This window comes from Pseudomonas sp. DSP3-2-3 (assembly GCF_049898225.1).
In the GTDB taxonomy this organism is placed as follows: domain Bacteria; phylum Pseudomonadota; class Gammaproteobacteria; order Pseudomonadales; family Pseudomonadaceae; genus Aquipseudomonas.
Window position 1 is genome coordinate 23330 of the sequence record NZ_JAFCXH010000018.1, and the last position, 24016, is coordinate 47345.

At 57.2% G+C, this 24016-nt stretch carries 23 protein-coding genes and 1 pseudogene; 17 read left to right on the forward strand and 7 right to left on the reverse strand.

All coding sequences use genetic code 11. The features are described from left to right. Nucleotides 1-6 precede the first annotated feature (6 nt). On the reverse strand, nucleotides 7-762 hold the full coding sequence (locus ACP7E4_RS19970; RefSeq protein WP_426117296.1) for a hypothetical protein: 756 nt from the start codon (nucleotides 760-762) through the stop codon (nucleotides 7-9). Nucleotides 763-1097: 335 nt separating this feature from the next. Between ACP7E4_RS19970 and ACP7E4_RS19975 the strand changes: the two genes are divergently transcribed. The 8 genes from ACP7E4_RS19975 to bglX all read left to right on the forward strand — a co-directional run bounded on the left by ACP7E4_RS19975 (nucleotide 1098) and on the right by bglX (nucleotide 10267). After that, nucleotides 1098-1604, forward strand: a complete 507-nt coding sequence (locus ACP7E4_RS19975; RefSeq protein ID WP_426117298.1) for a hypothetical protein — start codon at nucleotides 1098-1100, stop codon at nucleotides 1602-1604. Next, nucleotides 1601-2329: an SDR family NAD(P)-dependent oxidoreductase gene (locus ACP7E4_RS19980; RefSeq protein ID WP_426117300.1), complete on the forward strand. Its 729-nt coding sequence runs from the start codon at nucleotides 1601-1603 to the stop codon at nucleotides 2327-2329. The genes ACP7E4_RS19975 and ACP7E4_RS19980 overlap by 4 nt, the downstream gene beginning before the upstream one ends. A gap of 53 nt (nucleotides 2330-2382) precedes the next feature. Beyond that, entirely contained in the window at nucleotides 2383-3549 is a 1167-nt protein-coding gene (locus ACP7E4_RS19985) for a hypothetical protein (protein ID WP_426117301.1), read from the forward strand. Next, entirely contained in the window at nucleotides 3530-4327 is a 798-nt protein-coding gene (locus ACP7E4_RS19990) for a class I SAM-dependent methyltransferase (RefSeq protein WP_426117303.1), read from the forward strand. The genes ACP7E4_RS19985 and ACP7E4_RS19990 overlap by 20 nt, the downstream gene beginning before the upstream one ends. After that, a complete protein-coding gene (locus tag ACP7E4_RS19995; RefSeq protein WP_426117305.1) occupies nucleotides 4324-5565 on the forward strand; it encodes an MFS transporter in 1242 nt (413 codons plus the stop codon). The genes ACP7E4_RS19990 and ACP7E4_RS19995 overlap by 4 nt, the downstream gene beginning before the upstream one ends. Before the next feature lie 27 nt (nucleotides 5566-5592). Further along, the gene (cysC, locus tag ACP7E4_RS20000; RefSeq protein WP_426117307.1) at nucleotides 5593-6234 is read left to right on the forward strand and encodes an adenylyl-sulfate kinase; all 642 of its coding nucleotides are present in this window, start codon (nucleotides 5593-5595) and stop codon (nucleotides 6232-6234) included. Between the two features lie 125 nt (nucleotides 6235-6359). Continuing rightward, the gene (locus ACP7E4_RS20005; RefSeq protein ID WP_426117475.1) at nucleotides 6360-7946 is read left to right on the forward strand and encodes a glucan biosynthesis protein; all 1587 of its coding nucleotides are present in this window, start codon (nucleotides 6360-6362) and stop codon (nucleotides 7944-7946) included. 5 nt (nucleotides 7947-7951) lie between these two features. Continuing rightward, on the forward strand, nucleotides 7952-10267 hold the full coding sequence (gene bglX, locus ACP7E4_RS20010) for a beta-glucosidase BglX (protein WP_426117309.1): 2316 nt from the start codon (nucleotides 7952-7954) through the stop codon (nucleotides 10265-10267). 2 nt (nucleotides 10268-10269) lie between these two features. Here bglX and ACP7E4_RS20015 read toward each other — a convergent pair whose 3' ends face one another. Next, a complete protein-coding gene (locus tag ACP7E4_RS20015) occupies nucleotides 10270-11304 on the reverse strand; it encodes a hypothetical protein (protein ID WP_426117311.1) in 1035 nt (344 codons plus the stop codon). A gap of 171 nt (nucleotides 11305-11475) precedes the next feature. On the opposite strand from ACP7E4_RS20015, the gene ACP7E4_RS20020 reads away from it, so the two are divergent. Continuing rightward, complete coding sequence (locus ACP7E4_RS20020; protein WP_426117313.1) at nucleotides 11476-12114, forward strand: CGNR zinc finger domain-containing protein; 639 nt, start codon at nucleotides 11476-11478, stop codon at nucleotides 12112-12114. Nucleotides 12115-12175: 61 nt separating this feature from the next. Here the strand turns inward: ACP7E4_RS20020 and ACP7E4_RS20025 are convergent, their stop codons facing one another. Both ACP7E4_RS20025 and ACP7E4_RS20030 read right to left on the reverse strand, forming a co-directional pair. Next, entirely contained in the window at nucleotides 12176-12679 is a 504-nt protein-coding gene (locus ACP7E4_RS20025) for a DUF4142 domain-containing protein (protein WP_426117315.1), read from the reverse strand. A gap of 70 nt (nucleotides 12680-12749) precedes the next feature. Next, nucleotides 12750-12905 (reverse strand): KGG domain-containing protein, encoded by a 156-nt coding sequence (locus ACP7E4_RS20030; RefSeq protein WP_426117317.1) that lies wholly within the window; start codon nucleotides 12903-12905, stop codon nucleotides 12750-12752. Nucleotides 12906-13210: 305 nt separating this feature from the next. Here ACP7E4_RS20030 and ACP7E4_RS20035 point away from each other — a divergent pair, with 305 nt between their 5' ends. The 5 genes from ACP7E4_RS20035 to ACP7E4_RS20055 all read left to right on the forward strand — a co-directional run bounded on the left by ACP7E4_RS20035 (nucleotide 13211) and on the right by ACP7E4_RS20055 (nucleotide 17519). Further along, nucleotides 13211-13435 (forward strand): hypothetical protein, encoded by a 225-nt coding sequence (locus tag ACP7E4_RS20035; protein ID WP_426117319.1) that lies wholly within the window; start codon nucleotides 13211-13213, stop codon nucleotides 13433-13435. A gap of 103 nt (nucleotides 13436-13538) precedes the next feature. Further along, entirely contained in the window at nucleotides 13539-14456 is a 918-nt protein-coding gene (locus ACP7E4_RS20040) for a DUF72 domain-containing protein (RefSeq protein ID WP_426117321.1), read from the forward strand. Next, nucleotides 14453-15238, forward strand: a complete 786-nt coding sequence (locus ACP7E4_RS20045) for an endonuclease/exonuclease/phosphatase family protein (RefSeq protein ID WP_426117323.1) — start codon at nucleotides 14453-14455, stop codon at nucleotides 15236-15238. The genes ACP7E4_RS20040 and ACP7E4_RS20045 overlap by 4 nt, the downstream gene beginning before the upstream one ends. Continuing rightward, nucleotides 15235-16521 (forward strand): cardiolipin synthase ClsB, encoded by a 1287-nt coding sequence (gene clsB / locus ACP7E4_RS20050; protein ID WP_426117325.1) that lies wholly within the window; start codon nucleotides 15235-15237, stop codon nucleotides 16519-16521. Before ACP7E4_RS20045 ends, clsB begins: the two co-directional genes overlap by 4 nt. Further along, nucleotides 16518-17519 carry a lysylphosphatidylglycerol synthase domain-containing protein gene (locus ACP7E4_RS20055; RefSeq protein WP_426117327.1) on the forward strand — a complete coding sequence of 334 codons (1002 nt, stop codon included), beginning with the start codon at nucleotides 16518-16520 and terminating at the stop codon, nucleotides 17517-17519. The genes clsB and ACP7E4_RS20055 overlap by 4 nt, the downstream gene beginning before the upstream one ends. Nucleotides 17520-17547: 28 nt before the next feature. On the opposite strand, the gene ACP7E4_RS20060 is transcribed toward ACP7E4_RS20055, so the two are convergent. Further along, on the reverse strand, nucleotides 17548-18003 hold the full coding sequence (locus tag ACP7E4_RS20060; protein ID WP_426117477.1) for a methyl-accepting chemotaxis protein: 456 nt from the start codon (nucleotides 18001-18003) through the stop codon (nucleotides 17548-17550). A gap of 93 nt (nucleotides 18004-18096) precedes the next feature. Continuing rightward, nucleotides 18097-18945, reverse strand: a pseudogene (locus tag ACP7E4_RS20065) (PAS domain-containing protein); the annotation flags it as partial. Nucleotides 18946-19133: 188 nt separating this feature from the next. On the opposite strand from ACP7E4_RS20065, the gene ACP7E4_RS20070 reads away from it, so the two are divergent. After that, nucleotides 19134-20153, forward strand: a complete 1020-nt coding sequence (locus ACP7E4_RS20070) for a Gfo/Idh/MocA family protein (RefSeq protein WP_426117329.1) — start codon at nucleotides 19134-19136, stop codon at nucleotides 20151-20153. A 514-nt stretch (nucleotides 20154-20667) separates the two neighbouring features. Further along, nucleotides 20668-21072: a TraR/DksA family transcriptional regulator gene (locus ACP7E4_RS20075; RefSeq protein ID WP_426117332.1), complete on the forward strand. Its 405-nt coding sequence runs from the start codon at nucleotides 20668-20670 to the stop codon at nucleotides 21070-21072. Between the two features lie 36 nt (nucleotides 21073-21108). On the opposite strand, the gene ACP7E4_RS20080 is transcribed toward ACP7E4_RS20075, so the two are convergent. Then, complete coding sequence (locus tag ACP7E4_RS20080) at nucleotides 21109-23388, reverse strand: ATP-binding protein (RefSeq protein ID WP_426117334.1); 2280 nt, start codon at nucleotides 23386-23388, stop codon at nucleotides 21109-21111. On the opposite strand from ACP7E4_RS20080, the gene ACP7E4_RS20085 reads away from it, so the two are divergent. Continuing rightward, nucleotides 23387-23626, forward strand: a complete 240-nt coding sequence (locus ACP7E4_RS20085; RefSeq protein WP_426117336.1) for a hypothetical protein — start codon at nucleotides 23387-23389, stop codon at nucleotides 23624-23626. The two genes, ACP7E4_RS20080 and ACP7E4_RS20085, sit on opposite strands and share 2 nt — an antisense overlap. The last annotated feature ends 390 nt before the right edge of the window (nucleotides 23627-24016 follow it).

Consider the following 24016-nt stretch of genomic DNA (forward strand, 5'->3'; position numbering starts at 1 on the left):
CATGCCTCACTCGCTGACCCTGACCTCCGGATGACTCACGAACCGTGGAGGAAGTTTGCTCGGGCACTCCGTATCCTCGACGAAACCCAATCCGGTGCAGGCAACACAGTCCTCACGCAGCTCAAAGCGATCACAGCACGCCGAGCATTGGCGGAATATGGAAAAGTTTTCTTTCTGCCATAGTGCGATGTACCGGACCATGTCGCCGTCCTCCAGCGCGAGCAACGCAGCATCGGTGATTGCCCGATAGATGTCTGGATCGTCAAGCCGCGTCACTGAGGCACCGTTAACCATCACTGATTTTTCCACCAGCGCGAGCTTTGCCCCGGTGTCCGTCAATATGTACCGGCCAGCCAGGCGCCCATAAGGCTGGTAGGTACGCGTAATGATTGGATGCTCCCCGTTGTCGTCGGCGTCGTGAATCTGCGCGAAGAACTCCATCGGTCCCGGCTCGATACCGGCGCCGTGGAGGTAGTAACGGTTTCCGTTCACGCTGCCAGTCTGAACGCCGCCGCCGTTATACACCTCGTAATCCGCCGCTGGGTTTCGCCAGGACACCGGCGTCTCCTCAACGTGGTGGGTGAATGCGCCAATCAAAACCTCGACCCTTTCGAAGCGGTCTTCCGGATCGATCTGCCCGAGCCGCAGGAGGTCATCGGCTAAGCGCATCAAATACCTGTAGTGGGCGAAAGGGTTGCGCCAGCCCTCTTGGCTGTAGAGGCACCGATCCCAATCGGCCAGAACCTCTGACTTGATTTTCATGTCCATGACTTCTGTGTCGCCTAATACTGTTTGCATATACAGTAATCGAGGGTTGAGCACGGCTACAAGGTTGGCGCGACGAGGGGAATGCGGTTGCGGCAATGGGGGGGTGACGGTCGGAAGGACGCCGGGGAAGGGATGTCGCGTGGCAAGCTCGATGTTGATCGTTCCAGGGCATGGCCGGAAAAAAGCTTCCCCAAAACGCTACCGTAAGTAATTGATTTTAATAGGGCATAAAGATACGAAAAAGAACGCCAATTGTCCGTCTTTTTTGATGATAATTTATTGATTAATATGGAAAAATACGAAATTTGTGGGGCGTCCTCCATAAGGACATGTGTTATCACTGCCTGCCCGAATTGAAAGCAGATTCAGAGTTTCTCCTGGAGCAGGAGAACATATTTATTATCCGTGAGCCCGGCAGCTCCATTCTTTCCCATTTTGCGATTTATCCGCAGATGCCGCTCATGGCCATTGGGCACAAGGCACAGTACGAGATTTTCTGCGAGGTGACACGGCTGACAGGGCGTATTCCTTATGTCATCAATGCCGATGAACTTGCCCGGGATCCGCAAAAGACCCTTCATCAATTGTGTGATTATCTGCAACTGCCGTTTTTGCCGAATGCACTCAACTGGAACAAGGAATGCCCGCAGCAATGGCTGCCTTGGCGCAGCTGGCATAAAGCCGCCGAGAACAGTACGCAGATTAATTCGATGATTTCTTCGGATTTCGACGACAGTCAACTTGCCAAAAATTCCCGCCTGATTGAGTACTACCGGTTTCACCGACCTTATTACGAGCGCATGAATCAGTTCACGAGCACTTCAGGGGCAACATGAAAAAGAAAGTCGTTATAACCGGAGCGGCTAATGGCATTGGTCGGGCTGTGGCAATGGCCTGCCTGGCAGAAGATTTCTATGTGATTGCCGCGGACAAGGATATGGCCGGGTTGCAATCTTTGCTGGCCGAAGCCGGCAGTGATCGGGTGGAAGTTGTCTGTGCCGATTTCGCGGACTTTTCAACGTTAAAGACATTTATCCCGCAACTATATTCTCGTCATGCGTCGCTCTCGGGTCTGGTTAATAACGCCGGTCTTTATCACGGCCAAAGTGTCTTTGATTACAGCGATGAGCAAATTGACGAAATGTACACGGTGAATCTGAAGTCGCTGGTTTACCTGTCTCGGGATTTTGCGCGGCGAGAAATGTCGATCGGTGGCACTCGGAGCATTGTCAATGTCACTTCAGTAGCCGGAGAAGTGGGCAGTTTTGACGCACTGTACGGGGCAACCAAGGCTGGCGTCATCGGCCTGACCAAGGCCAACGCCTGGAATTTCGCACCGTCGATCCGCGTCAACGCGGTGTCGCCCGCTCTGGTGCGCAACACCTCGATCTTCGACCGCATTCCTGAGCATCGTCGCAGGGAGTACGAACGTCAGGAAATTCTCAGGGAACCGATCCAGCCAGCAGGGGTTGCCGATGTGATCGTCTTCTTGCTGGGAGAAAAAAGCCGGCACCTGACCGGCCAGGTTATTGCCGTGGATAACGGCGCTTACCCACGCTAGCCAGAATGCTTTCAGCCTGCGTCGGCTTCAGTCTGTCAATAAGGAGAAACGTCATGGACAAGAAAAAAATACTGATCGTAGGTGGCGGCAATCTATGCCTGCAGATTCTCCAGATCCTGGCGCCACGCAATGCTTTTAATTTCTACGTTGCCAGTCGCGATCTAGAGAAAGCCACCCGCATTTGTAATCTCGTACGCCTGAGCTGCCTGCAGATGAGTTCGCTGTGTACGATTCATCCCCTGGAGATGAATCTTGGTGAGGGCAACGTCGAAGAAAACTCCGCGACCATTACCCGCATTCACCCGGACATCATCCTCAACTGTGCCTCCTTGCAATCCTGGCGGGTGATTACCCAATTGCCGCCTGCGGCTTTTCAGGCGCTGGATCAGGCGCAGCTCGGCCCATGGTTGCCGATGCACCTGGCGCCAGCCTATGAGCTGATGCGCGCTGTCAAACATTCGGGAAGCAGGGCCATCGCGGTCAATTGCGCCTTTCCTGACACCGTGAATGTGGTGCTGGACAAGGCGGGCATGGCGCCGGATACCGGCATCGGCAATGTCGCCAATCTCGTTCCTGCCATACGCATGTCCATCGCGCGGTTGGCCACGTGTTCTCCTGAATCGGTACAGGTCAGGCTGATCGCCTCGCATTTCTTCAGCCACTACGTGCCTCGCTCCGGTCTGCCGATGGATGCCAATTACTCGCTGCACTATCGCGTCAACGGCAAGGATTGCAGCGGGGCATTTGACGATGCGCTGATCTTCGCTTGCGTGCGCACGCAGTTTCGCCGTCTGGGCGGCGTCGATGGGCAGTTCCTGACCGCTACGTCGGCAATCAAAATCATCGAAAATCTGTTTGCCGACTATGAGGTGCAGACCCACGCACCTGCGCCAGGTGGCTTGCCTGGCGGTTATCCGGTCAGCGTCGGTCTGGGCCGGGTAATGCTTAGCTTGCCCTATGGGGTGGCCCGCACCGAGGCAATTGCGATCAACCAGCGCGGCCAGCAACAGGACGGGATTCGCGCGATAAACGCTGATGGCAGCGTTTCATTCGAGCCGGAGCAGATGGCAATCATGGAAACCCTGCTGGGTTATTCCGTGTCGCGTATGCCCCTGCAAGACGTCCATCTACAGGCCGCAGAGCTGGGGCGCAAATACCAGGCCTACGCCCGCAGCGTCGAACAGACAGGGAGTGCCAGACATGACCTTCATCCGGCGTGAGGGGCGCAAGGGGCATGCTCCGGTCGGTAACCGCTGCGGCTTTGGTGATTACGCAACCCAATACACCCATGACTTTGTCAGCCGCTGGGACGAATTGATTGACTGGGACAAGCGTGCAGCCGGTGAAGGCAGCTTTTTTGCCGACTTGCTGAGCAAGCTGGGTGCTAAAACGGTTATCGATGTTTCCACCGGCAGTGGCTTTCATGCGGTGCAGTTGCACAAGGCCGGTTTCAACGTCCTGGCGTGCGACGGCAGCCCGACCATGGTGGAGCGAGCGCGCATCAACGCTAAATCGAGAGGGCTGGATATCCCGATTCTGCAGCGCGACTGGCTGGAACTCGACCCTCGCCGGCTGGGCACCTTTGATGCCGTGTTGTGCCTGGGCAGTTCCCTGTGCCATGTGTTCGACAAGCATGATCGTCATTGGGTATTGCGGCGATTCCGGCAGCTGCTCAAACCGGGCGGGCTGCTGGTGGTGGATCAGCGCAACTTCCGCGCCATACGCGCCGGCCGCTTCAAGTCCTCCGGCCGTTACTACTATTGCGGGCGCAATGCCGAAGTCAGCCTGGGGCAGGTCAGCGATCAATTGTGCGAGTTCATCTATACCTTCAGCGACGGCGCTTGCTATCGGTTACAGGTCTATCCGATCTTGCCGGAGGAACTCAAAGGCGAGATGAGTGAAGCCGGTTTCTTTTGGCCCCAGTCGTTTGGTGATTTCCGGCACATCTATGATCCGCTGGATTGTGACTTCATCATTCATACGGCGATTGCCAAATGAACCGATCGCCCGCCAGCAATCCAGTCGAGCCCGCGCTGACGGCTGCCGCTGTTGATTGCGCTCGTGTCGGAAACGGCGTGGTACTGGCGATTGTCCTGACCGGTTTTGTTGCCTGTACCTATGGTTTCGGTGTTTACCTGTTCGCCAACCTGTTGGTGGACATGCGGCGCGACATCGGTTTTGACTACACCGCCGTCGGGCTGATTACCGGCGGTGCCCAGATCGGCTTTCTGGGCTTTTCGTTCCTCGCCGGCTACCTCAGCCGTTTTGTCGCGGGCTGGAAAATCAGTCTGTATTCGACTGTGGCGACCTCGCTGGCGCTGCTTGGGCTGAGTGTCAGCGATTCGATCGGGCTATCCGCAGGGCTGCTGATTTTGCTCGGCGGCTGTTCGGCATCGGCCTACGTCCCGCTGGCCGAAATCGTCGCGACGCACTTCCCGGTCACGACTCGGGCGCGAGTGATGGGCCTGATCTCCAGTGGCACCAGTTACGGCGTGTTCATCAATGGCGTGCTGGTCAGCGTATTGACCCTGCATGGCGGCTGGCGCGCTATCTGGATGATTGCCGGATTGCTGTCGGTTATGGTGTGTGTCGCAGCCTGGTATCTGCTGCGTCATTCGCCAGATGCGTTGCAATCTCAACCGGCCACTTCCCAACCTGGCGCGACGCAAAGCTGGTTGTCTGTGCCGTTGTATCTGACCTGGCTGGTGGCTTTTCTCAACGGTCTGACGCTGCTGCCCTTTCAGACCTATCTGGCGCCATTCATGCGAGAAGAGCTTTCCATGTCCGTGGCGACCACGGGGATGGTGTGGTCAACCATTGGCGCGGTCGGAATGGCCGCAGGCTTTCTCGTGGGTTGGGTGGCCGATCGGGTTGGCTCGCGCCGGGCATTGATGCTGTGTTTCGTCAGCGCATGTCTGGCAAGTCTTTGCGTCTATTACCTGGACAGTGACGGCGGATTTTATCTGGCCGGCTTTTTATTTGCGCTGGCGTTTTACCCGGTATTTGGGCTGGTCCCGACTTACCTGGGGCAAATCGTGCCTCTAGATTGCCTGACGCGCGCATTCGGTATCGCCAATGTCTTGATTGGCGTGGGCGGCGTGCTGGGCAATTTTCTTGGCGGCATCTGCAAGGAACTGCTGGGTTCCTTTGCGCCGCTTTATCTGTGCATCGCCGGGTTATTGCTGGTGCAGCTGATGGTCGTCGCACTGCTGCCTGACAAGCCCCCCGACGACTGATTTTTTACCAACAGGAGAGAGCCCGCTATGGAAGGCGTCGTTGAAAGTTATCTAAAACCCAATGATCACAGTGCTGAGGCGTTCAATCGATTGCCCGTGGCTGTGTGTGACCAGGCCAGGGTGTTGTGGTTTACCGGGCTGTCCGCGTCCGGTAAATCGACCATCGCCAATGCTTTGGATTTTGCCTTGCGCTCCCGAGGCCTGAAGACCTGCATTCTTGATGGGGATGTGCTGCGCAACGGACTGTGTCGGGACCTCGGTTTCAGCGCGGCCGACCGCGAAGAAAATGTTCGACGCGTGGCCGAGGTCGCAGCATTGCTGGCGGATGCCGGGCTGACGGTGCTGGTCGCGCTTATTTCGCCCACCCGCACGGCGCGGCATCACGCGCGTTCGATTGTTGGTAGCGAGCGCTTCGTCGAAGTCTTCGTCGACGTGCCGCTGGCTGTCGCGGAACAACGAGACCCCAAGGGCTTGTATCGCAAGGCCAGAAGCGGCGAGCTGCAAAACTTCACCGGCATCGATGCGCCATATGAAACGCCGGTTTTTCCGGAAGTGCATCTGCGCAGCGATGTGTTGAGCATTGGTGAGTCGGTGGAGGATATCTGTGCCTGGCTGGATATTGCGGATTGTAGTTTCAACGCACTTTATCAACATCTCTACAACCGATGATGTCGCCAATACCACATGGCTAAAGGGGCTGCACACCTTTTATCGGAATAAAATCATGGACGAAAATCATGCTCACTCGTCGATCGCTTCTCGCACTTTCAACCCTGTCTGCGGCGCTCGCCGGTATGGGCAAACTTTCATCGGCGATGGGCAGCGAAGAGCAGAAACTCCGGTTGGGGGAAGCTTCACCTTTTTCATTCGAGAGCTTGATTGAACTGGCCGAATCAAAGTCGCGGATGCCCTGGTTTGCTCCCACCACCGGCCCTGCCGAGGTGCTGTCGCAGATCAATTACGATGCGCACGGGAAGATACAATTCGACACCGCCCTAGCCCTGTTTGCCCTGGGGCCAGGGCAGTACCCGGTTGTTTTCTCTCACCTGGGTACCTATTTTCGTTTTCCCGTGGCGATGCACGTTGTTCACGACGACATGGCGCGTGAGATTGTCTTCGACGACTCCTATTTCGACATGCCTGCAGACAGTCCCGCTCGCCGGCTGCCCCCCGGCAATCACTTCGCCGGCTTCCGTTTCCAGGAGAGCCGCTCCGGCGACCAGCGCCAACTGGATTGGCGCACCAATGACTGGGTCGCCTTTCTCGGCGCCTCCTACTTTCGCGCAATCGGTGATCAATATCAGTACGGCATTTCCGCTCGCGGAATTGCGGTCAATGTGGCGCAGGCGAGCCAGCCTGAGGAGTTTCCAGACTTCAGCCATTTCTGGTTTGAAGCAGCCGCAGACACACGCAGCAGTGCGGTGACTGTTTATGCGTTACTTGAAGGACCGAGTATTTGCGGAGCCTATCGTTTTGTCCTGCACAGGGACAAAGGGGTCATCATGGATATCGATGCTTCGCTGTTTTTGCGCAGGGACATCGAGCGTCTGGGGATCGCGCCGCTCACCTCCATGTTCTGGTACTCCGACACCGCCAAGCCCACTGCCGTCGATTGGCGGCCGCAAGTGCATGATTCGGACGGTCTGGCCATCTGGACCGGTAATGGTGAGCATATCTGGCGTCCGCTCAATAACGCCCCGCGCACCATGGCCTCGGCCTTCATCGATAACAATCCCAAAGGCTTTGGCCTGTTGCAGCGCGATCGCAATTTCGACCACTACCAGGATGGCGTGCATTACGAACGGCGTCCCAGTCTCTGGGTTGAACCTCTGGGCGACTGGGGCGAAGGCAGCGTACAGTTGGTGGAAATTCCTACCGACGCCGAGACTCACGACAACATTGTCGCCATGTGGGTCCCCAAGCCTGCGGCCGAGACAGGTAAAAACTTCCGTCTGCGTTACCGCCTGCACTGGCAAGCGGACGAACCTTTTCCTTCACCACTGGCTCGTTGCGTGGCGACTCGTCTCGGTCGCGGTGGCCTGCCCGGTCAGGACCGACCCGAGGGTGATCGCAAGTTCGTCGTCGAGTTTCAGGGCGACGGCCTGGCAAAAATCCCCTTCGGGGTCCGACCGCTGGCGGTGCTTTCCACATCAAGAGGCAAGCTATCCAATGTATTCACGGAGGCCGTCCCTGACGGCAAGCAAGGGCATTGGCGGGCTCAGTTTGATTTGAGCGTGGAGGGCAGCGAGCCCGTGGAGCTGCGGTTGTTTCTGCAACTGGGCGATGATGCGCTGTCAGAGACATGGCTCTATCAGTATCACCCGTTCACTTCCGAGCCACTGGCGTCTGCTGCACTGAAAAGCAGCGTGAAGGCAGTGTGATTGTCATGGCGCATTCTCGACTCCTGTCCGTGCTTTTGTTCGCGGCGCTCACCACCGGCACTTCACTTGATTTGAGTGCTGGCGCGGATTTGGACAACGATGATCTGATCGACAGCCTGCTCTCCCGAATGACCCTTGAAGAGAAGGCCGGCCAGCTCAGCCAGTTGGCTGTCCAGATAACACCCGCTGGCCCCATCGTGGAAAACGGCGGCGATGACAGCATTCGTAACGGGCTTGTGGGCTCTCTGCTGAATGCTTATGGCGTCGAGGCCACACGCAAGCTGCAACGCGTGGCTGTCGAAGAATCCCGGTTGCGAATTCCCTTATTGTTTGCCTTCGATGTGATCCATGGGTTCAGAACCATTTTCCCTGTTCCCCTTGCCGAAGCCTCGGCCTGGGATCCGGAGCTGTCACGACGCACGGCAAGGGCTGCGGCCATGGAGGCCTCTGCTTACGGCATACACTGGACCTTCGCGCCGATGGTCGATATCGCACGTGATCCGCGTTGGGGGCGGGTGGTGGAAGGTGCCGGTGAAGACCCGTTTCTGGGGGCCGCTCTGGCGGTTGCCCGTGTCCGAGGCTTTCGCGGGGCAGGGCCGCCTGATCTCTCCACGATGATGACAACCGCCAAGCATTTCGCAGGTTATGGCGCGGCGGAAGCGGGACGCGACTACAACATTGCCGACCTCTCGGAACGCACGCTGCGTGAGGTCTATCTCCCGCCATTTCGGGCTGCGGTGGAGGCGGGTGCCGATTCGATCATGCCCGGATTCAACGAAGTCGCAGGCACGCCGATGCATGCCAACCATAGGTTACTGCACGATTATTTGCGCAAGCAGTGGGGCTTCAACGGTCTCGTTATCAGCGATTTCAACGGTGTGGACAATTTGATCGAGCATGGCGTGGCTGCGACAGAATCCAGCGCCGCGCAGTTGGCCTTCAACGCGAGCATCGACATCGACATGGCCGGCGGCCTCTATCAACAGCAGTTGCCCGACCTGGTTCGAAGCGGCCAACTCCGTATTGACGCGCTGGATGATGCGGTACGGCGCGTGCTGCAAGCCAAGCAACGGTTGGGGCTTTTTGAAGACCCGTACCGTTACAGTGATGCGTCCCGTGAGCAGGCTCTTGCCCGCATACCCGAGACCCTGAGCCTGGCGAGGGAGGCTGCGCAGAAATCCATCGTGTTACTCAAGAATGACCGGGCATTGCTGCCGTTGCGCAAGGACATCAAAAAGCTGGTGGTGGCGGGTGCACTGGCTACAGATGCCGAATCCACCCTGGGACCCTGGTCCGGGCCAGTGCGTATCGAAGAGTCGAACACGGTGTTGGAGGGTATAAAACAAGCTGTGTCATCCACGACGACGGTCATTCACGTGCCGGGTGCCTCGCCTGAAAGTCTGGACCTCTCGGGCATTGATGACGCACTGCGGGCCAGTGAAGATGCCGATGTCATCGTGGCAGTTCTGGGTGAAACCGTAAGGATGAGCGGCGAGGCGCGAAGCAGGATGTCGCTGGGTTTGCCGGGCGGTCAGGAAGCACTGCTGGCTCGTCTCGTCGAGACAGGCAAACCTTTGGTAGTCGTACTCATGAACGGCCGACCATTGGCGCTTTCCTTGATGAGTGATCAAGTGCCGGTGATCCTCGAGTCCTGGTTTCTCGGCTCGGAAATGGGCCATGCGGTCGCCGATGTACTGTTTGGTGATGTGAACCCCAGCGGCAAGCTGCCGATCACTTTTCCTCGGGCAGTCGGGCAATTGCCCATTTACTACGCCCGGAAAAATACTGGCCGTCCACCGAGTCTCGAATCCGAGTACACCTCCAAATATATCGACGGATCCTGGACGCCGCTTTATCCCTTTGGTCATGGTCTGAGCTACACCACGTTCGCCTATCAGGCGCCGAGGTTAAGCGCCCGGTGGATTGCCCCTGACGAGACACTGACGATAAAGGTTGATGTCAGTAACACCGGGCATCGAGAGGGCGACGAAATCGTGCAATTGTACCTGCGCCAAAGTATCGCCAGCGTGACTCGACCCGTTCGCGTATTGCGCGGTTTCGAGCGGGTGAAACTCGCGCCAGGCGAAACCCGGACGCTGACTTTCCAACTGGATCAGGATGATCTGGCGCTGCTGGATCACTTCTTTTTGCGCCGAATCGAGCCTGGCGAGTTCACGGTTTTTGTGGGCGGTAGCTCGGCCACCGACAATCAGGCGAGTTTCGAAGTCACTAATGGCGCTCAGCTCGCGGGACCGGGTTCCGCGATCCCACGCATGCTCAGGGAGAACGCGGTGAGAATCCTGATCAATGCCGGAAATTGACGCTAACGCTGATCGACACTTCCGGTTGAATTTCCCTGAGCACTGGATACCGGCCTGCCGGTGGGTGTGATCGTCCTGGAGAAACCGTTGAAGATGATGTCCGGTGCGCTGGTGTTGTGGCGCGATGGAACGAGTCTTCCAGTCCAGATATCGGTCGCATCGGCTTTCGTGAATGCCATGATCGGCTGTTCAATCCACCCCGGTTGCTGCGGCCCTCTGGTTGCGATGCGTGCAGCGTCGGCGTTGAACTCAGTGACATACATCGAGCGCAAGGCTGCAAAAGGGGCGTTACTGACTGGTTTGTCGAAGGAGACATCGATCACCTGTTTGTCAGTGTCTATTGCGCTGACGGTCATTCTCGCTGTTCCGCCGTCGACGAAGCCCAGCAGAAACGTCGTAGTCCCCGGATCAAATGAGATTTCCTTTATCTCGACCACCGGTCGGTCCTTGATTTCAATCGGCCCGATCAGGAATGAGCTGCCATAGGACGTCGAACGCATATGGTCCGGCGGTAGCGGTCGTGCTCGCCAATAGCCGTCTGGCGGATACAGGACGAGAATCTCCTCAAGGCGACCATTGGCATGGACCCAGAGTTGCACCATGTGCAGCCCTCTCTCGATCCGTTCACCGACCTTGAAGGGAACGTCACCGGGCCGCCAGAAAGTTGGAAATGTATAGCCTATGAGGCGAACGTCATTGGTTTCGAAAAGGGTTATGCGCTGTGCTGGTCTTGAGGCATGGAACGCCGGGTCTTCGCGCATGTCGCAGGCCGTGAAGTCAGCGGCGGTGCGGTCCGCCTGCAATGAGCCGATATACGCCGGATGGGTCGCTTCGATACGAAAGCTCAGTACTTCGGGGGATTTGATATTGAGCGTGACGTTGTCTTTCTCGGCACACAAAACGGGCTCGGATCTGTTCTCGACCTCAACCGCAATCCCTCCCGCAGTGGCTGCAATTACTGCGGTAAACCCCGCGCAAAAAACACCGACCACAGTTAAGTAGCGTAAAAGCCTGAACTGAAAAAATATGCGTTCCATCGCGGATGCCGACTATGCGTGTGCCACGTTTCGGGTTTTCCATACTGCTGCATTGACTCAAGACCAAATCTCACAAATGTCAACGAACTGGTTGTAGGCCGTCCGATTGCACTTGGTTCTTTGCTGATATCTGCCATGCTTCAAGTGTCGGATCAAGACAAGGGGCTGATCATGTTTATCAGTCAACTCAAAATCAGCTCACTGCGGCTGGTAGGTGGCTTGGCAGTACTCGATTACCTGAATACCTGCAATGGACGCCGACCGGGCAGTGCACTGAGGGAAGTGGTAGACAAGCTGGCGACGCTGGAGGATGTGGTGCGCTGGTTCCATCATGTTCGTCTGATCAATGACCTGGAGTTTGAACATTATCTGGGGCTGGTCGAACATCCGTCCGCAGTCCTCTCCTTCCAGCGCCTGATTGTGTTCCGCGAACAGCTTTACCAACTGCTGCTGCCAGTGGCTGAGGGGCAACTGCTGGATGATCACGCCCTGAATAACCTGAATCAGGTACTGGCGAGTACGGCAGCGCAACGTCGGCTCGCCATGCACGGGCGGCACGTGATCTGGCAGTGGCAGATCGGGAAAAGCCTGGATGACATGACGGATAATTTCATTGCTCGCCTTGCGACGCAGGCGGTGAGTCTGTTGACCGGACCGGATCAACTGCGCCTGAAAGTCTGCGCCACGCCTGATTGCGACTGGTTGTTTATCGACACTTCAAAAAATGGCGGGCGACGCTGGTGCCAGATGAATATCTGCGGCAGTCGTGAAAAAGCGCGAAAACGCAGCAGTGCGGGATGGATGATCTAGGCATGCCGAGTTTGCGTCCCCGCGATCCACACCGAAGACGCAAACGGCTGTGCAGCAGGCGTTACTTGTATTTGGCCTGAAGCGATTTGGCTTCTTCCAGGTGATGCTGGAGTTTTGGCAACGTTTTCTTGGCGAAGGCCGTCAACTCAGGCGTCTTGGACGATTTGATCTCCTCTTCAAACAATTCGATGGTTTGCTCGTGGGCCACGACCTGATTGTTGGCGTAAGCCTTGTCGAACGACTCGTCACGGTACTCAAGCACCATTTTCTTGGCTCGGGCCATCAGTTCCGCTTCGTCCGCGACTTCAAGTTTCAGACCGGTCGCCACTTGAGCCAGCTCTTTATTGGCAGCGGTGTGGTCGTCGACCATCATCTGGGCGAATTTCTTCACATCGGCCGATTGGCTTTTTTGCAAAGCCAACTCACTTGTCTGAATTTCGGCCAGGCCTTTTGCCGACGCGTCATCGACGAATCCGGCCGGAGTCGCGGCGAAGGCGCTCATCGTTGTCAGCCCAAGGGCAAGGGTAATCGCGGCAGGGCGCAGTAATGCGGTCAGTTGCTTCATCGGCAGGTCTCCAGAACGTTAACGCCGCAGGACGGGAACATGAGTTCCCATCCTGCCAGGACGTAGTGTTTTATTTGCTTGCACTTTTACTTGAGCTTCCGGAACTGGCCTTGCCGCCTTTTTTGCCCGCTTCAGAAGCCTTTTCAGGATTGTCGGCAAAGTTGCCCGAACCTTTCCCGGTACTTTTCGACTTGTCATCATCTTTGGGTTTCGATGTATTGGGCATGATTATTTCACCTGTGAGTATTGTTTGAATTGCCACTGGCGAGACAGTTGCCTCGTGTTCTTGAGAAGCAACTTGGGTGCGGAAAGTTTATTGAAGTAGTGCCGGAGTCGACGAGCGGTCATGGCGGCTTGTCGCAGTTGAGTTGCTTAAGGTTCCGTGTTGCAGATAAACGGTTTGGCAAGTAAGCGGCAGAGTGAGTCAGTCGGTTATTGCCGATGTAAGGTCACTAAATGCACTGAACGGAGCAACTGGGACGTATTCGAATTGTTAAGGCCTCCGTCGGAGGTCATGCCAAAGAGGTGGTTATGGATACTTTAACAACCCAACAATCGATTCCGCCCGATCCTGATTTACTTGACGACGATGATGCCGATCTGGATGACGGCGATGTAGTTGATCCAGGTTTTTCGGAAGCAGAGCCGGGCATTGGCAATGATGTAGAACCGCCGGATCCGCAAACCCTGCCGGGCAGCCTTGGTGTTGTTGATGAAGAGGATGATGTCGTGCCGGATCGCCCGCTCCAGGCGTGACATTGTGGTAGTGGAGTATGCGGGTTAGGGAACCTGTGCGAGCGACAGGCTTCATATGACGTGACTGTCGCCTCACATCGCACACGAAACCGAGACCACTTCCATGAGTGATATCCGCATTGGCATTTCCGGGTGGCGCTATGTTCCATGGCGGGGGGATTTCTATCCTGACGAACTGGCTCAGAAAAACGAGCTGAAATTTGCCTCACGTGCCGTGAACAGCATCGAGATCAATGGCTCTTTTTACTCCCTGAAAACGCCTGCCCTGTATGCCGGCTGGTTTGCCGATGTGCCAGACGACTTCGTGTTCAGCGTCAAGGCTCCGCGTTTTATAACCCATGTAAAACGTCTGAACGACATCGAAAAGCCCGTAGCGAATTTCTTTGCCTCAGGCCTTTTTCAGCTCAAGCACAAGCTGGGGCCGATTCTCTGGCAGTTTCCCCCGACCTTCAAATTTGATGCGCAAAAATTCGAGCACTTTCTGGGCTTGCTGCCCAAGGATATGAAGCAAGCCAGGGCCTGCGCCAAAGGTTGCGACGAGCGCATGGAAAAGCCTGGCTACCTGGACATGCCAAAAACCGGCCGCGTGCGACATGCCGTGGAAATACGTCACGACAGCTTTCTCGTTCCTGAATTTGTCGCCCTGCTGCGCAAGTACAAGGTTGCGCTGGTGGTGGCTGACACAGCGGGCAAGTGGCCGTATATGGAAGACCTGACCAGCGACTTCGTTTACCTGCGCTTGCACGGCGACGAAAAGCTCTACGCCAGTGGCTACACCAACAAGGCGCTCAAGCGCTGGGGCGACCGGATTCAGCACTGGCGCGAGGGATCGCAACCCGCTGACGCGCACCTGATCGTGGCCAAGGGCGGCCCGAAGCGTAAATCCCGGGACATATTTTGCTATTTCGACAACGACATCAAAGTCCGGGCGCCTTATGACGCCCGCCAACTGCTGGAACGCTTCGACTTGACTCAAGGACTGGAAGTGGCGCCGGGTGACATGCAAGGAGTGAAGTTTTGAGCAGTGCCATTGCGCCAACTGGCGTACGTACCCCCACCGCAACCGGTGTATCACTGAATGTACTGACGATGAACATGCACATGGGCTTCGGGATCTTCAATCGGCGCTTCATTTTGCCGGAGCTGCGTGATGCCGTGCGCAGTGTTTCCGCCGATGTGGTGTTTCTTCAGGAAGTGCATGGTGAGCATCAAAGCCATGCCCAGCGGGTAAAGGGTTGGCCGACAACCTCGCAGTACGAGTTCCTGGCGGACAGCATGTGGAGCGACTTCGCCTATGGTCGTAATGCGGTGTATCCCGATGGCGATCATGGTAATGCGCTGCTGTCCAAATATCCCATCAGCCATCATGAGAATCTGGACGTGTCCATTCATGGTACGGAGGAACGCGGGCTGCTCCATTGTGTGTTGGAAGTCCCGCATTTTGGTCAGGTGCATGCCATTTGTGTGCATCTCGGTCTGCGTGAAGGGCACCGTCGCCAGCAATTGAAGCTGCTTGCCGATTTGTTGGCGCGTCTGCCGGAATCGGCGCCGGTCATCGTCGCCGGAGATTTCAACGACTGGCGACAACGGGCCGATGCGCAGCTGGTCGGGACGGGTTTGCATGAAGCGTTCGTCGATAAATTCGGCGCTCCGGCCAAGAGCTTTCCGGCGCGCTGGCCGCTGCTGGCGCTGGACCGTATTTATGTACGCAACGCGACCACCCACAGGCCCAAAGTCTTGTCCAACCGGCCATGGTCGCATCTCTCCGATCATGCGCCACTCGCAGTGGAGGTGACCTTATGAACGATCATATGAAACACCACGGACAGTGGCGCGATGGCAACTCGGTAGAGCTGCTGATCAATGGCGAAGATTATTTCACCCGGGTTTTTGACTGCATCCGGGCGGCACGCAAGGAAGTGTTGCTGGAAACCTTCATCATTTTCGAAGACCGCGTCGGCGAGGCGCTGCAACAGGCCTTGCTTCAGGCTGCGGCCAATGGCGCGCGGGTGGTGGTCACCGTGGATGACTACGGCACCTCGGACCTGAGTAACTCGTTTGTCGGCCGCATGATCGCCGCCGGGGTTCATATCCAGCTGTTCGATCCTCGCCCGCGGGTGATGGGTATGCGCACCAATCTGTTCCGGCGCCTGCATCGCAAGGTCGTGGTGGTGGACGGCGAGATCGGTTTCATCGGCGGCATCAATTACAGCGTCGATCACATGAGCGACACTGGCGTGACCGCCAAGCAGGATTACGCAGTGATGGTGCGTGGCCCCATCGTGGCGGATATTCACGCCTCGGCCATGAGCATGCTGGGCGAAGCCGTGCGGTCCAAATTCAAGCCGCTGCGGATCGAGCCGCATCATGCGGGCAGTGCGCGAATGTTGCTGTGCGAGCGTGACAACAAGGAACACACCACCGACATCGAAGAGCAGTATTTGCTGGCGATGCGCAACGCGAGCCATCGCATCACCATTGCCAATGCGTATTTCTTCCCCAGTTATCGATTCCTGCGCGAGTTGCGCAATGCGGCACGGCGTGGCGTCAAAGTGACCCTGATTCTTCAGGGCCAGCCTGATATGCCATTCGTACGGGTCTGCTCGCGCCTGACCTACACCTTCCTGCTGCGTGAAGGCGTGGTGATTCACGAATATAAACAGCGGGCGCTGCACGGCAAAGTGGCGCTGATCGACCGCGAGTGGTCCACCGTGGGTTCCAGCAACCTCGACCCGTTGAGCCTGGCGCTGAATCTGGAAGTGAATCTGTTTATTCGCGACCCTAGCCTCAATCAGCAATTGCACGAGCATCTGCGTGACCTGGCCGCTGCGCACAGTCAGCAGATCAGCCTGAAAGGCGCTGCGCGCGGGCAATGGTGGCGCGCGCCGATGATTGTCCTCAGTTTTCACTTCCTGCGGCATTTTCCAGCTATTGCCGGACTGTTTCCCGCCCATGGCCTGCGCCTTAAACCGCTGCGCGCTGCAGATGTGATTCCTGAGGCAAGTGTTATCGAGCAAGAGCAAAAAGAGGGCATCCCTCATGATTTGCGGGTCAATCTGCAGTCAGATCAGGAGAAATCCGTATGATTCAGGCATCCGATGCGCCTTCGGAGCGCAGCTCCGGAAAACAGGCCGGCAAGCAGGGCAGCAAATGGAAGTGGGCCAAGCGCGCGTTCAACGTGTTTTTCTTCATCGCGGTGCCGGTGTTGCTGTTTCTGTTGGTGAAGAATCTCGACTGGCAGGAAGTCAAACAGGCTTTGCAATCCTACAAGATCAGCACCTTGGGGCTCGCCTTCGGAGTTGCCCTGTGCAGTTACTTGACGTATTGCTGTTTCGATGTGCTGGCGCGGTTTTACACCGGGCACAAGTTGTCGATCCAGCAGGTCGTCCCGGTGGCCTTCGTCTGTTACGCCTTCAACCTGAACCTCAGTTCGTGGGTTGGCGGTATCGCCTTGCGCTATCGGCTCTATTCGCGACTCGGGCTGGACGTACCGACCATCACGCGCATCCTGAGCCTCAGCCTGATCACCAACTGGCTGGGCTACATGGTGGTGGCGGGCGTGGTGTTCTCCATGGGCTTTCTTGAACTGCCCAAAGAGTGGGCCGTAGGCACGACATCATTGCGCCTGATCGGCGTTGCCTTGTTGGCAATCGCTTTTGGATATCTGCTGGCGTGCCGTTTCTCCACGCGTCGTTCGTGGACGATCCGCGAGCAGGAAGTCACTTTGCCGTCCCTGAAACAGGCGCTGACCCAGGCCAGCCTCGGCGCGTTGAACTGGTCGCTGATGGCCCTGGTGATCTACATCCTGCTGCCGGAAAAAGCGTTTTACCCAGCCATTCTTGGTGTGCTGTTGATCAGCAGCATCGCTGGCGTGATTACCCATATCCCGGCCGGGCTGGGCGTACTGGAAACCGTATTCATCACTTTGATGCAGCACGAGTTTTCCAAAGGCACTTTGCTCGCGGCGTTGATCGGCTACCGGGCCCTTTACTTCCTCACACCGCTGCTGATTGCCGTGGTCGTGTATCTGATCCTGGAAAAGCGCAGCAAGAAGATGGGGGAGAAGAATCAGGCCACGCTTTAGCCCGTTGCCCAACAAACTCCGCTCGGCCTTACCGCTTCGAAGCCTGCGCAAACATTCGCACCGCATCCACCGCACTGTTTGTGCTTTCGCTGATCTGCACGATTACCGCTCCAGCCTGGTCGGCCAGTTCCACGCCTTTGCTGGCATTGGCGCGGGTGTTGTCCATGCTGGAAATCGCTTGCTGGGTTTCTGATTGAATCACCCCGATCATTTCCGAAATCTCCGCTGTGGAGCGGCTGGTGCGTCCGGCCAGTTGCCGAACTTCGTCAGCAACCACGGCAAAGCCCCGACCTTGATCGCCGGCGCGAGCCGCTTCGATGGCGGCATTGAGCGCCAGCAGGTTGGTCTGGTCGGCAATGCTGCGAATGGTGTCAACGATGGTGCTGATCTGATCCGAACGCTGACCGAGTTGAGCAATCACCCGCGACGAAGACTCGATGTTCAACGATATCTGGCGCATTTCGCTGGCGGCCTGGTGAATCACCTGCGTGCCTTGCCCGGCAACTTTCTGCGTTTCGACGGATATGTGATAAGCCTGGGCAGCGCTCTCGGTATCACGCAGATGCTGTTCGACGCGTGCGGTAATGTCGGTGGCGAACTTGACCACTTTCACCAGATCGCCGTTGGCGTCATACACCGGGTTATAGCTGGCTTCCAGCCACAGCGTGTCGCCCTGGCGGCTCAAGCGTTTGAACTGGCCGCTGAAGAACTCACCCTTGTTCAAGCGCTGCCAGAAGTCCCGGTATTCATTGCTGTTAATGAGCTCCGGCGGGCACAGCATGCGGTGGTTCTTGCCGACCAACTCAGCTTCTTTATAGCCCAGCAGCCGCGTCAGGTTGTCGTTGGCGCGCAGTATGCGTCCTTCCATATCGAACTCGATCACCGCCATGGCACGGTCCAGCCCGGCGAGCTTGCTGTTGGCCTCGCTTTCGGCCTGGATCCGGTCAGTTACATCCAGAGCGTACTTGACGATCTTGACCACGTTGCCGGACCTGTCCTTGATCGGGTTGTAGCTGGCTTCAAGCCAGACATTCTGCCCATCGCCAGCCAGTCTGCGAAAGGTGGCCGACACGAACTCGCCCGCGCGCAAACGCGTCCACAACTGCTGGTATTCGGCGCTACGGGCATAATCGAAGCTGCAAAACAGTTTGTGCGGTTTACCGATCACGTCCTCGCGCCGGTAGCGCATGGTCTTGAGGAAGTTGTCGTTAGCGCTGATGAGCACGCCATTCAAATCGAACTCGACCGTGGCCATCGAGCGGTCGATCGCCTTTAACAGGCTTGCCTGCCGGGCGATGATTTCCTGAAGGTCGTGGATTTCTTTCTTCGAAGTGTTGAATAGCATGATGACGAGCTCGACTGGGTGCACAACGTGACGCCCAGGTCCCTGGCAGGCGGGGCTTGAAGTGCCCCTGATGCATTCCATCGCATAAGGCCATCATAGTATTCTTGTACAAGAATGCGCAATTTATTGTACAAAATATTATTCTTGTACAATAAAAGGATTCGTTTGAGTGTCTTACTGACTTGCGACAGGTCAAACGCAGCTCAGCAGTCGAGCGCCTGAAGAAGGTAAGCTTGCGGCCAATAAGATATGAATAGAAGGAAATGACCATGCGAATCGGATTGGTGGGTTATGGCAAAGGCGGTCGGTACTTTCATGCGCCGTTGATTGCCAGCTTGCCGGGCGCCACATTCGTCGGTGTCGTGACCCGTTCGACGGAACGTCGGCAAGAACTGGCGCAGGATTATCCGCAAACCAGGGCTTTTGACAGTCTGGCTGATCTGGTTGCCGCCGGGGTTGATGCCGTTGCGATTTCCACGCCGCTGGCGACCCGCCAGGCCTTGATTCTGGAGGCCATCCAGCTTGGTGTCGCGGTGGTCAGCGACAAACCGTTCGCCGCCGATGCCGAGCAGGCGCAGGCGCTGGTGGATGCGGCCGAGCGCAAGGGCGTGCTGCTCAGCGTTTACCAGAATCGCCGCTGGGATTCTGACTTCCTGACCCTGCGTAAATTGATTGACGACGGCGTTCTGGGTGAAGTCAGCCGTTTTGAATCTCGCGTTGAGCGTTATTCTCCTAAATCTGTCGGCAAAGCCGGCGGTGGCGGCATGTTGCGCGATCTGGGTAGCCATCTGGTGGATCAGGCCTTGCTGCTGTTCGGCCCGGTCGCCAGGGTTTACGGGGAACTGCAATTCGCCGCGCCGAACGAGCCTGTCGACTATCAGTTTTTCGTTTCCCTGACCCATTGCAACGGGGTGGTTTCACATTTGTGGGGCAGCTGTCTGCAGAGTCATCCTGGCCCACGCTTCCGGGTCAGCGGTACAGCAGGCTGTTACAGCGTCGAAGGTCTTGACGGTCAGGAGGCTGCTTCGTTGGCCGGGCTGACGCCAGTTTCTGAAGGCGAACACTGGGGAGTGGAAGAGCCTCAGCGCTGGGGCCGGTTCGAACAGGGCGAAACCCGCGAACAGGTGGAGTCCGCACGTGGTTGCTGGCTGGAGTTCTATCGACAATTGCAGGGCGCCATTGCAGGCATCGGTCCCAACCCCGTGGACCCACATGACGCAGTCGCTTCGGCGCGGGTGCTGGATGCTGCGCGTTTGAGCGCCCAGGAGGGGCGCGTGGTGATTTTGTAATGCCGGGACGGTCGGTGGCTTTACCTTTGCTGCTGTTGCTGCGTATATTCAGGACTGAAGGCCAGATGCCACTTTGATTGTTGTACAAGCGCTGCGGGATCAGGGCAGCTGCTGTTATAAAACGATTCGGAACCGATGTGCCTGAAGGCAGTCAGAATGGGGTCGCTGGCGCAAGTCGCGGAATTTGAATCACCCAGTCGCGGACACGACCACTTTCCAGGTCCTTATACCTGGCTATTAAAGTGGCCTTGTCCGCGAATGCGTTCTGTCATGGGCTGGTCCAGTTGATTCCGGCGACCAGCGGACAGGCGTTACAGCCCCCAATTAACAAGGTGTTGCGGGACTTGTTACACCAATTCGCGTCAATTATGTTGCCGACTGCCCAAGCCGGCCTTAGACTGCCGCCCCTCGTAAATTGAGTGCCAGGTGGCGCTTGGAGACTATGGCGCTTTTACGGCAACGCTGAGCCGCTCCTTAATTCGCCTTAATGCACGTTTTTTTTATAGAGAAATCAATGACAAAGGAAAAGTTGCTGGCCATGCCGGCCGATGACTACATGAATGCCGAGCAGCACGCTTTCTTCGTCAAGCTGTTGCAGGGCATGAAGATCGAAATCCACGAGCGTATCGAGCAGAGCCGTATCGCCATCGAAAGCCTGGACACGCCTGCCGATCCTGCGGACGCGGCTTCAGTCGAAGAAGAGCGTCACTGGCTGGTGAACGTGATCGATCGTGATCAGCGCATGCTTCCACAGCTGGAAATGGCTTTGGCACGCATTGCCGATGACAGCTTTGGCTGGTGTGACGACAGCGGCGAGGCTATTGGCCTGAAACGCCTGCTGATCAGTCCGACCACGAAATACTGCATCGAAGCGCAAGAGCGTCACGAGCAGATCGACAAACACCAGCGTCAAGCCTGATAACACCAAGCCTGACAGCACGGTGCCGGGGAGCCCTCAAGGCTTCTCGGTCGTTTGCGCCGGATTCTGGTCGAGCATCGCGCGGATTCGTCCAGTCAGTTCGGCAAGGGGGAATGGCTTGGTCAGCATTTGCATGCCTTGATCCAGAAATCCACTGGCGAGCGCGGCATTTTCTGCGTAGCCGGTCATCAGCAGAATCGGTAAGGCCGGACGCTTGACCCGCGCTGCGTCAGCCAGCTGTCGCCCGTTCAGACCGGGCAGCCCGATGTCACTGATCAGCAGATCCACGGTCTGATCACTTTCCAGAATCGCCAGGCCGGACAGCCCGTCCGCGGCTTGCAGCGTCACACAGGCAAAGTCCTGCAACACCTCCAGCACCAGTTCCCGTACCGTCTGTTCGTCCTCCACCACCAGCACCGTAAATCCGCTGACCGTGGCCGGGTTGTCATCCTGAATTGGCATGGCGTGCGGCAACTCGACAGGATCATGGCGCGGCAGGTATAGCCGCACTTCGGTGCCTTGTGTCTGCGCGGAATCGATGCGCACGTAGCCGCCGGATTGGCGAACGAAGCCATAGACCATGGACAGTCCCAGGCCGGTGCCCTGGCCCTGAGGCTTGGTGGTGTAGAACGGTTCGAAGGCATGTGCCAGGACCTCCGGCGGCATGCCGAAACCGGTGTCGCGGATACGGATGCAGACATAATCACCCGGCACCGCATCGACCTGCCTGGCAATGGCGGTGCGGGCCAGGTTGACGTTGCAGATGTCGATAGTCAGCTGTCCGCCATCAGGCATGGCATCCCGGGCATTGATCACCAGATTGAGCAGGGCGCTCTCCAGTTGATGGGGATCGCACAGGGTTTGCCATAGCTCGTCATGGGCAAACAAATGCATGCGAATGTTTTCTTTCAGGGAACGCCGAAGAATGTCCTCCATCGACAGCATCAGCTGATTGATATCCGTAGGGCGCGGGATCAGTGGCTGGCGTCGGGAGAATGCCAGCAGCCGATGGGTGAGGGTTGCTGCACGATTGGCTGACTGGGTCGCGGCGTCGATATAGCGTTGGGTGTCGGCAGCTTTGCCGCTGCTGCTGCGGCGGCTGATCATCTCCAGCGAACCGATGATGCCCGTCAGCAAATTATTGAAGTCGTGAGCGATGCCGCCGGTGAGTTGCCCCAGGGCTTCCATTTTCTGCGACTGGTGCAGTGCTTCCTGGATCGCTTCGCGCTCGCTGGCTTCTTTCTTGAGTTGCGCCAAGGCTTCGCCCAACGCCTGATTGCGTTGTTCGACTTCTGCACTCAGTTGTTGATTGGCTTGATGCAGCAGGTCGGCGGCCGCCTGACGCATCTGCAAGGCATCGGCCAGCGCCTCGGCGCGACGGCGCTCGGCTTCGTAGGTATCGACACGGGTCAGGCTGGAGCCCACTTGCCCGGCGATCAGCTCGATGAAGCTCAAGTAGTCCGGGTCATGAGGTCGATAAGGGTTCAGGCCAATCAGCATGAAACCATTGAGCTGCAGCGGGTCGGTCCCTTTGAGTGGAACCATGGCCATGACTGCTGGCGGCTGATCCCAGGCGCCACAGGGCAGACTTGCCGCGACAGCCGTCAAGTCCAGCAGCATCAGGCGGTCCGGCCGCTGGCCGCCAGAGTCGCTCCAGTGCGACTGTTCGAGCTCGGTCAACTGCTGGACGACATGGCCATGGCGTTCGTCGAAACCGCTGCAGCAACTCAGAATTGGCGCGCCATGCTCATCGGCAATGAATGTCAGGGAAAACGGCAAGTCACGGGGCTGTTGCGAGAGGGCGCTTTGCAGGCTGGCGAAGATGCCGTGTCGATCCCGGGTGCCGGCCATCCCGCTGGCAACTGAGCGCAGCAGTGCCAGGCGTCGCTCATTCAGCACGCGATCAGTGTCTTCGGTTACCGCACAGAACAGACCCTGGATTTTTCCGTGATCGCCGATCAGCGGGCTGTAGGAGAAGCTGTGGTAGGTCTCTTCCGGATAATCATTGCGCTGCAAAATCAACAGCAGGGATTGATCCCAGGTCGCGGTACCTTGCTGATACACCGTTTCGATGCGCGGTTTGACTTCCAGCCAGATCTCCGGCCACAGCTCTCGTAACGGCATCCCGAGCGCATGGGCATCTTTCTGGCCGAGGGTCGGGCGGTAGGCATCGTTATAGAAAAAATGGACTTGATCGCCCCAGCCCAGCCACATCTCGAACTTCGACGTGAGCAGAATGTGCAGTGCCATCTTCAACGACTGCGGCCAATTCTCCGCAGGACCCAGCGCGGTGGCAGCCCAGTCATGAGCTCTCATGCGCTGCGCCATCGTGCTGTCGCCGATAAATATGTCAGTCGAAATCGAGGTGGTTGCAGAACTCAAGACAGGCCTCAACTTGATCAGAAAAATCGATGTACCGAGCGTGTCGCTTGCCGTTGCCCCGATGTATGCAGATACGACCGGGCAAGAGCAGGAAGAGTTCTGTCGTGGATGGTTTACAACTAACGACTCATGGCGTGGGGCCGCTATCTGGCGTTTAATGCAGACAAAATAACGATAAGCACAAACGGGGTAAAGGCTATGGCCGCAAATGGATCGTTGACCGCCACGCCGCTGGATAGCCAGGCAACCGAAACGCGTTCGGCTCCGGCAGCTCGCTGGCTGGTGCCCGTTTTGCAAAGCATCGCCTTCATCTTGTTATTGCTGACACTGGCGTTTGTCGGGCTGTCGGTCTACGCGGCCTTGCCTCTGGCCCTGGCAATTATCTGGCTACCGCTTTTCTTTATTGGCAAGCCATCTGCCGAGACACCCTATGACGCGAACGCGGATATCAGCCGTCTGACCCGTGACTTGTCCCGGACTACCACCCACAACGCATTGTCGGCAGCTGGCGTGGCGTTTTCCGTCAGGCAGCTGGCGGGCAAGGTCCAGTCGCAGTTGTCTG

Bases quoted from the DNA above. Each gene is read 5' to 3' on its own strand.
- ACP7E4_RS19970 (WP_426117296.1), bottom strand. From the start codon at position 762: ATGAAAATCAAGTCAGAGGTTCTGGCCGATTGGGATCGGTGCCTCTAC.
- ACP7E4_RS19975 (WP_426117298.1), top strand. From the start codon at position 1,098: ATGTGTTATCACTGCCTGCCCGAATTGAAAGCAGATTCAGAGTTTCTC.
- ACP7E4_RS19980 (WP_426117300.1), top strand. From the start codon at position 1,601: ATGAAAAAGAAAGTCGTTATAACCGGAGCGGCTAATGGCATTGGTCGG.
- ACP7E4_RS19985 (WP_426117301.1), top strand. From the start codon at position 2,383: ATGGACAAGAAAAAAATACTGATCGTAGGTGGCGGCAATCTATGCCTG.
- ACP7E4_RS19990 (WP_426117303.1), top strand. From the start codon at position 3,530: ATGACCTTCATCCGGCGTGAGGGGCGCAAGGGGCATGCTCCGGTCGGT.
- ACP7E4_RS19995 (WP_426117305.1), top strand. From the start codon at position 4,324: ATGAACCGATCGCCCGCCAGCAATCCAGTCGAGCCCGCGCTGACGGCT.
- cysC (WP_426117307.1), top strand. From the start codon at position 5,593: ATGGAAGGCGTCGTTGAAAGTTATCTAAAACCCAATGATCACAGTGCT.
- ACP7E4_RS20005 (WP_426117475.1), top strand. From the start codon at position 6,360: ATGGGCAAACTTTCATCGGCGATGGGCAGCGAAGAGCAGAAACTCCGG.
- bglX (WP_426117309.1), top strand. From the start codon at position 7,952: ATGGCGCATTCTCGACTCCTGTCCGTGCTTTTGTTCGCGGCGCTCACC.
- ACP7E4_RS20015 (WP_426117311.1), bottom strand. From the start codon at position 11,304: ATGGAACGCATATTTTTTCAGTTCAGGCTTTTACGCTACTTAACTGTG.
- ACP7E4_RS20020 (WP_426117313.1), top strand. From the start codon at position 11,476: ATGTTTATCAGTCAACTCAAAATCAGCTCACTGCGGCTGGTAGGTGGC.
- ACP7E4_RS20025 (WP_426117315.1), bottom strand. From the start codon at position 12,679: ATGAAGCAACTGACCGCATTACTGCGCCCTGCCGCGATTACCCTTGCC.
- ACP7E4_RS20030 (WP_426117317.1), bottom strand. From the start codon at position 12,905: ATGCCCAATACATCGAAACCCAAAGATGATGACAAGTCGAAAAGTACC.
- ACP7E4_RS20035 (WP_426117319.1), top strand. From the start codon at position 13,211: ATGGATACTTTAACAACCCAACAATCGATTCCGCCCGATCCTGATTTA.
- ACP7E4_RS20040 (WP_426117321.1), top strand. From the start codon at position 13,539: ATGAGTGATATCCGCATTGGCATTTCCGGGTGGCGCTATGTTCCATGG.
- clsB (WP_426117325.1), top strand. From the start codon at position 15,235: ATGAACGATCATATGAAACACCACGGACAGTGGCGCGATGGCAACTCG.
- ACP7E4_RS20055 (WP_426117327.1), top strand. From the start codon at position 16,518: ATGATTCAGGCATCCGATGCGCCTTCGGAGCGCAGCTCCGGAAAACAG.
- ACP7E4_RS20070 (WP_426117329.1), top strand. From the start codon at position 19,134: ATGCGAATCGGATTGGTGGGTTATGGCAAAGGCGGTCGGTACTTTCAT.
- ACP7E4_RS20075 (WP_426117332.1), top strand. From the start codon at position 20,668: ATGACAAAGGAAAAGTTGCTGGCCATGCCGGCCGATGACTACATGAAT.
- ACP7E4_RS20085 (WP_426117336.1), top strand. From the start codon at position 23,387: ATGCGCTGCGCCATCGTGCTGTCGCCGATAAATATGTCAGTCGAAATC.
- ACP7E4_RS20080 (WP_426117334.1), bottom strand. From the start codon at position 23,388: ATGAGAGCTCATGACTGGGCTGCCACCGCGCTGGGTCCTGCGGAGAAT.